Raw genomic sequence first — 13,596 nt, forward strand, 5'->3', positions numbered from 1 at the left:
CATCGCGGTGCAATCCGGCGGGCTGGCGGGGCGAGTCCCGCGTAGCCCGCCGCAGCTTAGCGCAGCGAGATCGCGACCGTGCTGGCCGCACGTGCGCTGGCCGGCAGCTGCACGGTCAGCAGCTGGCGCTTGGCGTCCCAGCCGAACTTGGCAGGCTTGCCCTCCAGCGTCACGCCGGCCGGCCTGGCGGCCACGTTGTGCACCGTCAGCGCCACGCTGCGTTCCGGGCGCTGGTACTGCTTGCCCACTTCCGAGTCCAGCGTGATGAGCAGCCGCTTGCCGCTGCCGCTGAGCGCGCTGGCGAAGCGCACGATCTCGTACTTGTCCTTGGCGTAGGCGTCCGGCGTCGCACCGTCGTCGTCGTACAGTTTGCCGCTGCCCGACGGCACCGCCGCGTCGTGGTAGTAGTGCAGTTCCAGCTTGCGCGTGCTGTAGTCGCGCGTGCTCTGCACCGGCGCCACCATCGGGATGAAGGCCCCTGCGCGCACGAACACCGGGATATGGTCGATCGCCACCGGCACCACGGCCGTGATGCCGCCTGCGTAGCGGCGGCCGCTGTTGAAGTCGAACCACGCCGGACTGGTGGCTGGCAGGTAGACTTCCTTGCGGCGCGCGCCCGGCTCGGTGATCGGCGCCACCACGAACTCGCGCCCCCACAGGTAGGACGACACCAGGTTGCGCACCGCTTCGTTCTGCGGTTCCTCGTACAGCATCGGGCGCATCAGCGGCAGGCCTTGCTGGCTGTTGTCGAAGCCCAGCGTGTAGTTATAAGGCAGCATGCTGTAGCGCAGGCGGATAGCCTCGCGCGCCAGCGCCTTGGTGGCAGCCTCGCGGAACACCGGCTCGGACGGCACCTCCTGCTGCGCGTGCGGACGGAACACCGGCTGGAACACGCCGTACTGCAGCCAGCGGGTGTACAGTTCGTCGTCCAGGTAGGCATTGGCGAAGCCGCCCAGGTCCGAGTGCATATAGCCCAGGCCCTGCATGCCCATTTGCACGGCGATCTCGGGCTGCGCCTTCAGTCCGCCCCAGCTGCGGTTCACGTCGCCCGACCAGGGAATCAGGCCGAATCGCTGCGAACCGGAGTAGCCGGCGCGCATCAGGATGAAGGGGCGCTCGTGCGGGAAGTCCTTCTGGTAGCCGTCGGCGATCAGGCGCGCCCAGTCATGGCCGTAGGTGTTGTGCACCTGGTCGGCGGTGCCGGTGGCATGGCGCACGGTGGACGGGTGCACTTCCGGCTCGCCCAGGTCGCCCCACCAGCCGGCCACGCCGTAGTCGTTGCGCAAGCCCTTGTAGATATTCCAGAACCAGTCCTTGCCTTCCTTGCTGTACAGGTCGATCAGGCCCGTGTTACCGAAGTAGAAGTCATAGCGCGCGGGCGCGCCGGACGCATCGGTGGCCAGCGCCTTGCTGTTGACGGCGTCCTGCCACTTGCTGGAAGTGGTCAGCACGAAGGGCTCGGTGATCAGCACCGTCTTCACGCCCTGCGCCGCGAAGTCCGACACCATCTTCTTCGGCGTGGGGAAGTTGTCCTTGTCGAAGGCCAGGTTGCCCATGGTGCCCTTGATGTCCTTGCCGAACCAGTACAGGTCGAACACGATCGCGTCCAGCGGGATCTGCTCGTCGGCGAACTTCTTCACCACGTCGCGCGCTTCCTGCTCGGTGTGATAGCCGAAGCGGCTGGCGAAATTGCCGAAGGCCCAGCGCGGCGGCAGCGGCTGGCGGCCGGTCAGGCTGGTGTAGCCGCCCACCACGTCTTCCCAGCTGTCGCCGGCGATCACCTGGTAGGTTTTCCGGCCGCTGATGGTCTCGTAGGCCAGCGTGTTGTCCTTCTTGCTGTCGAAGTCCAGGTGGCCGATGGCGGCGTTGTCGAAGTGGAGCGCGTACATTTTGGACGACATGGCCACCGGCAGCGTGAAGTTCAGCAGTTCCGAGCGCTCGTCGTAGCCGTAGTGCGCCTTGTTATACAAGGTGAAGCGGTTGCCGCGCCGGTTCATGCCCACGGCGCGTGCGCCGGCGCCGTACAGGGCTTCGTCCTTGTCCAGCTCGAAGTCGATCACTTCGGCGCCGTCCTTTTTCGCATAGCCGCGCTTTTCCATCACCAGCGGCTTGCCCTTGTAGGCATAGGCGATGCGGAACGGCGCCTTGGTCACCGTCACGCCGATGCCGCCCGCCACGGCGTAGTCCAGCTTGCCGTCGGCATCCTTCAGCGTGGCGCTGTCCTTGCCGGGCGCCAGCACCACCGCATGGGAGGCCGGGTCGAACGCCTCGCCCTGCGGCACGAATGTGGTTTCCACGATACGCGGCGAGTACGGTTTGATGAGGTATTTGCCGTCGCTGGTAGTAATCTCCAGCTGGTTGCCGTTCAACCTGGCGCTGTGTAGTTTGCGGTCGGCGTTCTGGGCCAGCGCGAGGGGGCTGGCCAGTAGCAGGAGGGCGATCTTGCTCAGGGTAGATGTGGTCATGTCGTTTTCTGTTATTTGACTACAAAACGGGTGTCTCTGGTGGGCGGAAAGCAGGCTAACCCGCTAATTCTACTATGGGTGAAGCGGATTGACACGGCATTGTCACCGTGTTACTTTACTACAAATCGGTACTACACACTCCGTCCGGCATCCAGCCAGGACCAAAAAATCGGGGACAGGCAGGTATGCAATCACCATCCATCAAGCCCAGGCTGAGTTTCTGGCAGCTCTGGAACATGAGCTTCGGCTTCTTCGGCATCCAGTTCGGCTTTGCGCTGCAGAACACCAACACCAGCCGCATCTTCTCCACCCTGGGCGCCAGCGCCGACGACCTGCCGCTGTTCTGGCTGGCCGCACCGGTCACCGGCCTGCTGGTGCAGCCGATTATCGGCTACCTGAGCGACAACACCTGGCACCCGCGCTGGGGCCGCCGCCGCCCCTTCTTCTTCGTCGGCGCCGTGCTGGCCTCGCTGGCGCTGTTCCTGATGCCGAACTCCAGCGCGCTGTGGATGGCCATCGCCATCCTGTGGCTGATGGATGCGGCCATCAACGTGTCCATGGAACCGTTCCGCGCCTTCGTCGGCGACAAGCTCGATGCCTCGCAGCAGACCACCGGCTTCGCGATGCAGACTTTCTTCATCGGCTGCGGCGCGGTGATCGCCTCGCTGCTGCCTTACCTGTTCGCCGACGTGCTGGGCGTGAGCAATGTGCCGGTCGGCGGCGCCATCCCGGACAGCGTGCGCTACTCCTTCTATGCCGGCGGCGCCGCCTACTTCCTGGCCGTGATGTGGACCGTGCTCACGGCCGACGAGATCCCGCCCGAGAACCTGGAAGCGTTCCGCGCCGAGAGCAAGCCCGGCCTGAGCCACGCCATCATTGAAATCCTGGGCGGCTTCGCGAGCATGCCGAAAACCATGGTGCAGCTGGCCTTCGTGCAGTTCTTCACCTGGGTGGCGCTGTTCGCCATGTGGATCTACACCACCAACGCGGTGGCCGACAACGTGTTCGGCACTGCCGACGCGCAATCGGCCTCATTCCAGGAAGCGGGCAACTGGGTCGGCATCATGTTCGCGGTGTACAACGGCGTATCCGCGCTGGCCGCGTTTATCCTGCCCATCTTCGCCCGCGCCACCAGCCGCAAGTTCGTGCACATGGTGTGCCTGCTGATCGGCGGCGCCAGCCTGATGAGCATCATGTTCATCCATAACCTGAACCTGCTGATGCTGCCGATGATAGGCGTGGGCATTGCCTGGGCCAGCATCCTCACCATGCCATACGCCATCCTGGCCGGCGCGCTGCCTGCCAAGCGCATGGGCTTCTACATGGGCGTGTTCAACTTCTTCATCGTGATTCCGCAAATCGTCAGCGGGCTGCTGCTGGGCTTCGTCACCAAGCACTTCTTCGGCGGCCACACGGTCAGCACGGTGGCGCTGGGCGGCGCCTGCATGGCGCTGGCCGGCCTGCTCACGCTGTTCGTGCACGAACACGGCGCCAGGCGCGCCGCCGCGCAGGATGGCGCGCTGAAACAGCCATCCTGAGGGACATCCGAATGGCCAGCCGCGCGCCGTTTTGCCGCCAAACGCGGTAAAACGGCGGTTGCGCCGCCGCCAGGCGGCAACGATCACCGACGCGGAGCGACCATGGCTATCCAGACTGTTATCACCCATCCCATCCCCGGCCAGCGGCCGGGCACCTCCGGCCTGCGCAAGAAGGTCCACACCTTCAGCCAGCCGCACTATCTCGAGAACTTCATCCAGAGCGTGTTCTACACGCTGGGCGACTGCGCCGGCAAGACGCTGGTGGTGGGCGGCGATGGCCGCTACCACAACCGCGCTGCGATCCAGACCATCCTGCGCATGGCCGCCGCACATGGCTACGCGCAAGTGCTGGTGGGGCAGGGCGGCATCCTGTCCACACCCGCCGTCAGCTGCGTGATCCGCAAGCGGCAGGCCTCGGGCGGCATCATCCTGTCGGCCAGCCACAATCCCGGCGGCCCGGATGGCGACTTCGGCGTCAAGTACAACATCGCCGCCGGCGGCCCGGCGCCGGAAAGCGTGACCGAGGCCATGTTCCACCACAGCGAAACCATCACCCAGTACCGCATCAGCGATGCGCCCGGCATCGACATCGACACCATCGGCATGTCGCAGATCGAGGACATGCGGGTCGAGGTCATCGATTCCGTGGCCGACTACGCCGAACTGATGGCCCGGCTGTTCGACTTCGACGCCATCCGCGCGCTGTTCGCGGGCGGCTTCAGCATGCGCTTCGACGGCATGAGCGCGGTCTCCGGCCCGTACGCGAAAGCCATCATCGAAGGCATGCTGGGTGCACCCGCCGGCACCGTCATCAACGCCGTGCCGCTGGAGGATTTCGGCGGCCACCACCCGGACCCCAATCCGGTCAACGCGGCCGAACTGATCGCCATGATGGCCGGCGCGGACGCGCCGGACTTCGGCGCCGCCTCCGACGGCGACGGCGACCGCAACATGATCGTTGGCCGCAGGTTCGACGTCACCCCGTCCGACAGCCTGGCCATCCTGGCGGCCAACGCCACCCTGGCGCCCGGCTACCGCGGCGGCCTGAAAGGCATTGCGCGCTCCATGCCCACCTCGCGCGCGGCCGACCGCGTGGCCGAAGCGCTCGGCATCCCATGCTACGAAACGCCCACCGGCTGGAAGTTCTTCGGCACGCTGCTGGACGCAGGGATGGCCACGCTGTGCGGCGAAGAGAGCTACGGCACCGGCTCGGACCACATTCGCGAGAAAGACGGCGTATGGGCCGTGCTGTTCTGGCTCAACCTGCTGGCCGCCACGGGCAAGCCGGTGCAGCAGATCGTCACCGAACACTGGGCGCGCTTCGGCCGCCACTACTACTCGCGGCACGACTACGAAGGCATCGAACCGGAAGCGGCCCGCCTGCTGATGGCCGACCTGCGCATCAAACTGCCTGCGCTGGCCGGCACGGTGCTCAACGCACACACCGTCGAGTTCGCCGACGATTTTGCCTACACCGACCCGGTGGACGGCTCCAGCGTGCAGCAGCAGGGCGTACGCATCGTCATGCAGGACGGTTCGCGCATCGTCTACCGCCTGTCAGGCACAGGCACCGAAGGCGCCACCCTGCGCGTCTACCTGGAATTGTTTGAACCCGATCCATCGCAGCACCAACGTCCCACGCAGCAAGCGCTGGCAAGCCTGATCGCCGCCGCCGAAAGCGTGGCCAGTATCGCCATGCACACGGGAAGGGCCACCCCGACCGTGATCACATAACCACAACCACAGGACCGAACTGCATGAAACTATCTCCCATTGCTTTGTCTTTGGCGCTGCTCGCGGGCAGCATGAATTCACAGGCGGCGCAGCCCGCAAAGGCCGCACCCAAGCCATTCCTGTGGGAGAACGCCACCGTCTACTTCCTGTTGGCGGACCGTTTCAACAATGCAGACCGCAGCAACGACCTGTCATACGGCCGCAAGGCAGACGCGGCGCCGCAGCGCGGCTACATGGGCGGCGATCTGAAAGGCGTGACGGCCAAGCTGAAGGCGGGCTATTTCGACAGCCTGGGCGTGGACGTGTTGTGGCTCACGCCGCCGGTCGAACAGTTGCACGGTTCGACCGACGAGGGCACAGGCAGGTCTTACGGCTTTCACGGTTACTGGGCCAAGGACTTCACGGCCGTCGACGCCAACCTGGGCACCGATAAGGATTTCAAGGACTTCGTCGAAGCGGCCCACGCGCGAGGCATCCGCGTGCTGCTGGACGTGGTGATGAACCACACCGCGCCGTTCACGGACGCCGAGGCGGCCTGGCCGTCGGACTGGGTGCGGCTCGATCCCGCCTGCACCTACAAGGACGTAGCCACCACTGTGGACTGCGCGCTGGTGAAAGGCCTGCCGGACGTGCTCACCAACAGCAACGCCAGCGTGGCGCTGCCGGACGCGCTGGTGCAGAAGTGGAAAAAGGAAGGGCGTTACGAGCGCGAAGTGAAGGAACTGGACGAGTTCTTTGCCCGCACCGGCTACCCGCGCGCGCCGCGCTATTACCTGATGAAGTGGCATGCGGACTGGGTGCGCAAGTTCGGCGTGGACGGCTTCCGCGCCGACACGGTCAAGCATACCGAGCCGGGCATCTGGAAAGAGCTGCGCACGGTGGCGATTGCCGCGCATGAGGAGTGGAAGCGCGCGCATCCCGGCAAGGCGCTGGGAGACGGCAGGTTCTACATGCTGGCCGAGGTGTACAACTACAACATCGCGCACGGCAAGCAGTTTGATATGGGCGGCGGCGCCATGACGGACTTCTACGACAACGGCTTCGACAGCATGATCAACTTCGGCCTGGTGTGGGATGCGAAGCAGGATTACGAGACCTTGTTCAGCAAGTATTCGGCGGCGCTGCATGGTCCGCTGAAGGGCTACTCAGTGGTGAATTACACCGCCTCGCACGACGACGGCAATCCGTTCGACCCTGCACGCACGAAGCCGTTCGAGACCGCGACCAAGCTGCTGCTGGCGCCGGGTTCCGCGCAGATCTACTACGGCGATGAAACCGCGCGTTTGCTGGATGCGCCGGGCGCGCAGGGCGATGCCAAGCTGCGCACCTATATGAACTGGGATGATCTGGCGAAGAATGTGGCGCGCGACGGCTACAAGGTTGCCGATGTACGCGCGCACTGGGCCAAGCTGGGGCAGTTCCGCCGTGCGCACGTGTCGGTGGGGGCAGGGCTGCACGAGAAGATCGCGGACCAGCCGTACACCTTCAGGCGCACGTACGAAAAAGGCGGCATCAGCGACCAGGTGGTGGTGGCGTTGGATGTGCCGGCGGCTGCGCGCAGCACCATCAAGGTGGGCAGTGTGTTTGCAGATGGACAGACAGTGAAGGATTACTACTCCGGCGCCAGCGTGGTGGTGAAGGGCGGGGAAGTTACGCTGCCCGTCAAGGGCGGGATCGCATTGCTGGGCGCTGCCGCGCGCTGATTTTGCGGCGGCGGCCGGCGGGTTGCGCTTCGCTCGGCGCGCCCCCGCTGACCCGCCGCACTTGCACGCCACTTACTCGACGAACACCACTGCAGTGCGCGGCGGGATGGTGAAGCGCCCGGTGGCGCTGTCATAGCGCGCCGCCTGCGCGCGCCGGTCCGCCGCGCCGCTGGCGGTGTGTACCGGATGCAGTCGGTATTGCTTGCCCTTCTCTCCATCCGCCACAACGCTCTGTTCAATCTTGTCCACATTGATCAGATACGTCACTGTTTTGAATCCCGCGCCGGGGTAGCCCGCGCCATCCAGGCGCGCGGCCACCACCGTGGGCACCTGCGCCGATCCCGTATTCAGGAAATGCAGCCGCTGCTTGATGTCAGCCGCCGTGCGCATGCGGAACAGGGTACTGCTGGCGCGGATCTTCAGCAAATCGCGGAAAGCGTCGCGCGAGAAGGCGATGTCGGCCGGCGCCGGCTTGAGCGCCGCATTGGCCAGCAACGGCTTCATCAGCGCATAATCCTTGCCATTGTCCGCCTCCGGCGGCAGGCCCACGCCGTAGTAATTGTCCTGGTAAGTCCAGTCCAGGCGGTTGAACCAGTCGCCCGATTCAAAGCTGTTCTTGTCCAGCGACTTGGAGCGCAGGATGTCAAAGCCCGCGTGGTAGTACGCCACGCCCTGGCTGAAGGCATTGATGGCCGCGCCCAGCATCTGCACCCGTGCGCGCTCGGCGCTGGTGGTGGCCAGCGGCAGGCGGAAGGCGTTCAGGTCGTACATGGTCTGGTTGTCGTGGTTCTCCACGTAGTTCACCACTTCGCCCGGTTCGCTGGCATAACCTGCGGGCTGGCCGCTATAGTCGATGGCTTGCAGCGCCATCTCCTTGTCCTGCCAGGTCTTCATTTTGTACGTGCGCACACTGCCCGCCAGGCCCACGCGCACCAGGTCCGCCGCGCGCAGCAGGTCTTCCTTTGGGCGCTGGCCGGCGTGTGCGTTGGCGTCGTATACCAGGCCGTTGATATAGCCCTGCATGCTGAACATCTTCTCGCCCGAGTCGCCGGCGCCGCCGCCGCGCACCGCGTCGCGGCCACGGTCGCTGAAGGTGCCGATGCCGGTGCCGTTCAGCGACAGCTGTGAAGCCTGCACGAAGCGCGCGCCGTTCTCGACCTCGCCGAAGTTCCAGCCCTCGCCGATCAGCTGCACCGGGCGTCCTGCGGCCTTGTCCACGCGCGCCTGCAGTACTTCCATCGCGGCCCGCGGCTGGTGGCCCATCAGGTCGAAGCGGAAGGAATCGATTTTGTAGTGGCGCGTCCACAGCTCGGCCGAGTCGATCATCAGCTTGGCCATCATCATGTTCTCGGTGGCCGTGTTGTCGCAGCAGGTGGAACGTTCGATCACACCCTTGTCGTTCAGGCGGTGGTAGTAGCCCGGCACCACGCGGTCCAGCACGGACTTCTCGTCCTGGCCGGCGCGGTAGGTGTGGTTGTAGACCACGTCCATGCCCACGCGCAGGTTGGCCTTGTGCAGTGCCATCACCATCTGGCGGAATTCGACGATGCGGCGCGCGCCGTCTGCCGGGTCGGTGGCATAGCTGCCTTCCGGCGCGCTGTAGTGGAAGGGGTCGTAGCCCCAGTTGTAGCAGTCCTTGATGAAGGTGGAGGCCACCAGCGCCTGCTGGCTCTCGCTGTCCGGCGCGCCGCTTGGCTGGGGCGCCACGCAGCCTTTTTCCGGCACCGAGCCGATGTCGTACACCGGCAGCAGGTGGATGTCGGTCATGCCTGCCTGGCTCAGGGCGGCCAGATGCTTCATGCCGTTCGAGCCGGTCTCGGTGAAGGCGGTGTACTTGCCGCGGTTGGCGGCGCTGACGCTGCTGTCGTTGATCGAGAAGTCGCGCACATGCAGTTCATACACCGACATGTCGGTCTGCGTGGCCACGCGTTTCGGCGCCCGCGCCTTGTCCCAGCCTGCCGGCTTCAGCCTGGCCGAGTCCAGGTCGGCGATGTAGCTGCGCAGCGAATCGGTGGTCAGGCTGATGGAATACGGGTCGGTGACCAGGTTGCGCACCAGGCCCTTGCTGGGAGCGACCACGTCCACGGCGTACTTGTAGTATTTCCCGGACATATTGCTGCGGCGCGTAGCCGACCAGATGCCGGTGGCGGCGTCGAAGCGCATGGTGTCGACGCCGGTGGCTTTGCCGTAGCCGTTGTCGTAGGTGCAGACGGAGACTTGCTGCGCGGTCGGCGCCCACAGCTTGAAGGCGGTGTGGCCCTTGGCGACGGTGGCGCCCAGGTCCGCAGCCTTGCCGGCAGCCGCGTAGATATCGTCCAGCGCGCCGGCGGTCTGCACGGTGGTGGCGTCGCGCACGGTGCCGTCGGCGTTTTCCTGCACCAGCACCAGCTGCTGCTTGAGCAGGGCGGGCAGCCTGGCCTGGTCGGCCTGCGCCACGGCCAGCACGGCGCCGCTGCCCACGTATTTGAAGCGCTGCGCCGCGTCGGGCGGGATCGCTGCGGTATGGATGGCCATGGCCAGCACGCCATCGGCGCCGGAGACTTTGGCGCCGACAGCGGCGCTGACCTGGCCGGAGGCCGAGTGGTAGAGCTTGAAGGCGCCGCCGGCGCCGGCTTCCGCGCCCGGCCACTTGGCGAGCTGGCGGTTCAACCATACCGCACGCGCATCGAAGGTATTGGACTTGTGCAGCACGGTCTCGAACGGCGCATCGCATGCACTCAACTGAACCGACGCCTGCGCCCCGAATGCCGCCATCACCAACGCCGCGCCGAGCGTCAATTGCGCTCCCATCTTCCCAGCCATAGACTTGTCTCCAAAGTAGTTGAGCTACAAAAATGGCAATTGCAGCTTGGATTTGTCCGATATGGTAATCCAATTGCTGTAGCTTTACTACGAATTCTGTCTGCCGTGCCTACTTTTTGCCGGTGCTGATCTGGTATTTTTTGAGCTTGTCGTAGAGCGTCTTGCGCGGGACGCTGAGATTGTCGGCGGCGAGGGCGACGTTGCCCTCGGCGGCGGCCAAGGCCTGCGCAATCAGGTCGCGTTCGAAGTTGTCGACTTGCTGGGGGAGGGAGGCGGCATCGCCCACGGCCGCAGCAGTGGCGGCGGCGGGGACACCGGCGGCGGCCGGCGCCGAGGGGGCTGAGGAGGCCGACGGCGAGGGGGAGGGCGCCAGTCCCAAGGTCAGGCGCTCGGCGAAGTTGCGCAGTTCGCGCACGTTGCCGGGCCAGTCTGCGGCCTGCCAAGCGGCCATGTCCTGCGCGCTCCATTGCGGCAGCGGGCGCTGGTAGCGCAGCGCGGCTTCCTGCACGAAGTGCGCCAGCAGCAGCGGAATGTCTTCGCGCCGCTCGCGCAGGCGCGGCAGATCGATCGTCACCACGCCGATGCGGTAGTACAAGTCTTCGCGGAACAGGCCTTGCGCGCTCAGTTGCAGCAGGTCCGCCTTGCTGGCGGCGACCACGCGGCAGTCCAGCGCCACGCCTTCGTTGGCGCCCAGGCGTTCCAGGCGGCGCTCCTGCAGCACGCGCAGCAGCTTCACCTGCAGCGCCATCGGCATGCTTTCGATTTCGTCCAGGAAGACGGTGCCGCCGTTGGCGTATTCCAGCTTGCCGATGCGGCGCTTCTGCGCGCCGGTGAAGGCGCCGGCCTCATGGCCGAAAATCTCGCTCTCGAACACCGACTCCGGCAGCGCGCCGCAGTTGATGGCGACGAAGTTGCCCTTGCGGCCGCTGGCCGCGTGCAGCAGGCGCGCCATCACTTCCTTGCCGGTGCCGGTCTGGCCGTTGATCAGGATGTCCACGCCGGCCGGGCCGACGTTGCGCACCAATACCTTCAGGTGCTCGATGGCAGGCGAGCGGCCGATCAGGTCCGGCGTGTCCGGATGCAAGGCGCGCGCGGCGCGCAGTTCGCGGTTCTCCAGCACCAGGCTACGGCGCTCCTGCGCGCGGCGCACCGCGTCCATCAGGCGCTCGGAGGCGAAGGGCTTTTCGATGAAGTCATAGGCGCCGCTGCGCATGGCGGCCACCGCCATGGTGACGTCGCCGTGGCCGGTGACCACGATCACGGGCAGTTCGGCGTCCAGCGCCGTCACCTGCGCCAGCAGCTCCAGGCCGGAGCGGCCGGGCAGGCGCACGTCCGTGACCACCACGCCGGAGAAGTCGGCGCGCAGCAGCGGCAGCGCCTCCTCGGCGCTGGCGCAGGCTTGCACGGCGAAGCCGCCCAGTTCCAGTGTCTGCGCAGTGGCCAGCCGCAGCGCGGCTTCGTCTTCAATGAGGATGGCTTGCATTGGTGCTTTCCGGTTGCAGCGGCAGGCGCAGCACGAATTGCGCGCCTCCGCCGGGCAGATTATGCGCCGTCAGCTGGCCGTTCATCGCCTGCACGATGGACGATGAGATGGCCAGGCCCAGCCCCAGGCCCTTGCCGGACGGCTTGGTGGTGTAGAACGGTTCGAACAAATGCGCCGCCACCTGCTCTGGGATGCCGCCGCCGCTGTCGCTGATGCGCACCTCGGCATGGCCGTCCACGCGCTCCAGCGTGATCGACACCTGGCGCTGAGGCGCGTCCTCCACCGCGTCGAGCGCGTTGCGCAGCAGGTTGATGAGCACCTGTTCGATGCGCACCGCATCGCCGGCCACCAGCAGCGGGGCGGCGTCCGCGCCGCCGGCCGAGGCTGCCGGACCGGGCCCGGTGTCGATCGCCAGCGCCACGCCATGCCGGCGGAACTCGCTCTCCATCATGAACGCGGAGGCGCGCACTGACTTGGACAGCTCCACCGCGCAAATCGATTCATCCTTGCGCGCAAAGCCCTTCAGCTGCGCGATGATGGCGCCCATGCGCGCGCTGGCGTCGCCAATGTGGCCCAGGTTGGCCTCGGCCTGCGCCGGCTGGCCGCGCTGCAGGAAGGTGCGCGCATTGTCGGCGAAGGCGCGGATGGCGGCCAGCGGCTGGTTCAGTTCATGGGTCACGCCCGCCGCCATCTGCCCCAGCATGGCCAGCTTGCCCGCCTGGACCAGCTCATTCTGCGTCGAGCGCAGCATCTGCTCCGTGGCCTTCAGGCGCGCGTACTTGTTCTCCAGGTCCTGGTTGGTCTCGCGCAGCTGCTGCGTGCGTTCCACGATGCGGCTATCGAGCTCGCGCGCCGCCTGCTGCAAGGCCTGGCGCGACTCGTTGCGTTCCTCCAGCCTGCGCCTGCGCTGGTGCAGCGCCCAGCCCGACACGGCCGCGCAGGACAGCAGCAGGAAAGCCGCCAGCGCCCACAGCAGGCCGGCGCGCACCACGCGCGTCTGGGCCGGGAACAGCATCAGCTGCCAGCCCAGGCGCCCCACGGGCCGCGCCACGAACTGGCCCGGATGCTCGGACAGCGGCGCGACCTTCTGGCCCATGTACTGCTGCGTGCGCGCCAGTTCCTCCATGGTGGCCGCGCCCAGCGGCTGCAGGCTGCGGTAGCGCCACTGCGGCTGGTTGCTGAGGAAGATCACGCCGTGCCGGTCCGCCAGCGCGATGGTGTGCTCGCTGCTGCGCCAGGTCTGCTCAAAGTCCGCCAGGCTGATTTTTGCCACCACCACGCCCGCCACCGGTCCGCCGGCCGTGCCGTTGCGGTACACCGGCTGCGCGATGAAGTAGCCGGCCTCGCTGGTGCTGGTGCCGATGCCATAGAACAGGCCCGCGCGGCCATGCAGCGCTTCGTTGAAATAGGGGCGGTACGAGAAATTCTTGCCGACGAAGCCCAGCGGCTGGTCCCAGTTGCTGGCGCCGAGGGTCAGGCCGGTGCGGTCCATCATATAGATGGCGCCGACCTTGGCTTGCTGCTGGATGGTTTGCAGGGACTGGTTCAGGCGCGCGATGGCGTTCGCGTCGGTGGGGCTGGCCAGGGCCTGGATCAGGTCCGGCTGGAAGCCCAGCACGAAGGGCAGGGTTTCATACTTCTCCATGGCGGACTGCAGGTCCGGCGCCATCAATTCCAGCTGGCGCCGTCCCTGCTCCATCAAATCCGCCTGCGCGCGCAGCATGCCGGCCCAGCCGGCCGCCGCGATCGCGGCGGCGGCGCCCAGCAAGGCCAGTACTCTGATCAGTTTTGCGCGCATGGAGCGATTTTACATCGCAGCGCCTCAGTCGACGGCGGCCATGCGCATTTCGTCGTTGTGGTGGCGCTGCTGC

General features: G+C 66.3%; 7 protein-coding genes. 3 read left to right on the forward strand and 4 right to left on the reverse strand.

Going from position 1 to position 13,596, the window contains the following annotated elements; genetic code table 11:
* Positions 1-56 precede the first annotated feature (56 nt).
* Complete coding sequence (locus AC6H42_RS18935) at positions 57-2,465, reverse strand: TIM-barrel domain-containing protein (protein ID WP_497548700.1); 2,409 nt, start codon at positions 2,463-2,465, stop codon at positions 57-59.
* A gap of 185 nt (positions 2,466-2,650) precedes the next feature.
* Between AC6H42_RS18935 and AC6H42_RS18940 the strand changes: the two genes are divergently transcribed.
* The 3 genes from AC6H42_RS18940 to AC6H42_RS18950 all read left to right on the forward strand — a co-directional run bounded on the left by AC6H42_RS18940 (position 2,651) and on the right by AC6H42_RS18950 (position 7,440).
* Positions 2,651-4,003 carry an MFS transporter gene (locus tag AC6H42_RS18940; RefSeq protein WP_057157373.1) on the forward strand — a complete coding sequence of 451 codons (1,353 nt, stop codon included), beginning with the start codon at positions 2,651-2,653 and terminating at the stop codon, positions 4,001-4,003.
* Between the two features lie 102 nt (positions 4,004-4,105).
* Positions 4,106-5,737 carry an alpha-D-glucose phosphate-specific phosphoglucomutase gene (locus tag AC6H42_RS18945; RefSeq protein WP_057157374.1) on the forward strand — a complete coding sequence of 544 codons (1,632 nt, stop codon included), beginning with the start codon at positions 4,106-4,108 and terminating at the stop codon, positions 5,735-5,737.
* A 71-nt stretch (positions 5,738-5,808) separates the two neighbouring features.
* On the forward strand, positions 5,809-7,440 hold the full coding sequence (locus tag AC6H42_RS18950; RefSeq protein ID WP_497548701.1) for an alpha-amylase family glycosyl hydrolase: 1,632 nt from the start codon (positions 5,809-5,811) through the stop codon (positions 7,438-7,440).
* A gap of 72 nt (positions 7,441-7,512) precedes the next feature.
* Here AC6H42_RS18950 and AC6H42_RS18955 read toward each other — a convergent pair whose 3' ends face one another.
* From AC6H42_RS18955 to AC6H42_RS18965, 3 genes are all read right to left on the reverse strand, one after another.
* Positions 7,513-10,242, reverse strand: a complete 2,730-nt coding sequence (locus AC6H42_RS18955; RefSeq protein WP_497548702.1) for an alpha-1,6-glucosidase domain-containing protein — start codon at positions 10,240-10,242, stop codon at positions 7,513-7,515.
* Positions 10,243-10,351: 109 nt separating this feature from the next.
* Positions 10,352-11,725, reverse strand: a complete 1,374-nt coding sequence (locus tag AC6H42_RS18960; protein WP_057157377.1) for a sigma-54-dependent transcriptional regulator — start codon at positions 11,723-11,725, stop codon at positions 10,352-10,354.
* On the reverse strand, positions 11,706-13,523 hold the full coding sequence (locus AC6H42_RS18965) for a sensor histidine kinase (protein ID WP_497548703.1): 1,818 nt from the start codon (positions 13,521-13,523) through the stop codon (positions 11,706-11,708). Before AC6H42_RS18965 ends, AC6H42_RS18960 begins: the two co-directional genes overlap by 20 nt.
* Positions 13,524-13,596: the final 73 nt, after the last annotated feature.

The sequence above is a fragment of the Massilia sp. NBRC 108631 genome (assembly GCF_059704565.1).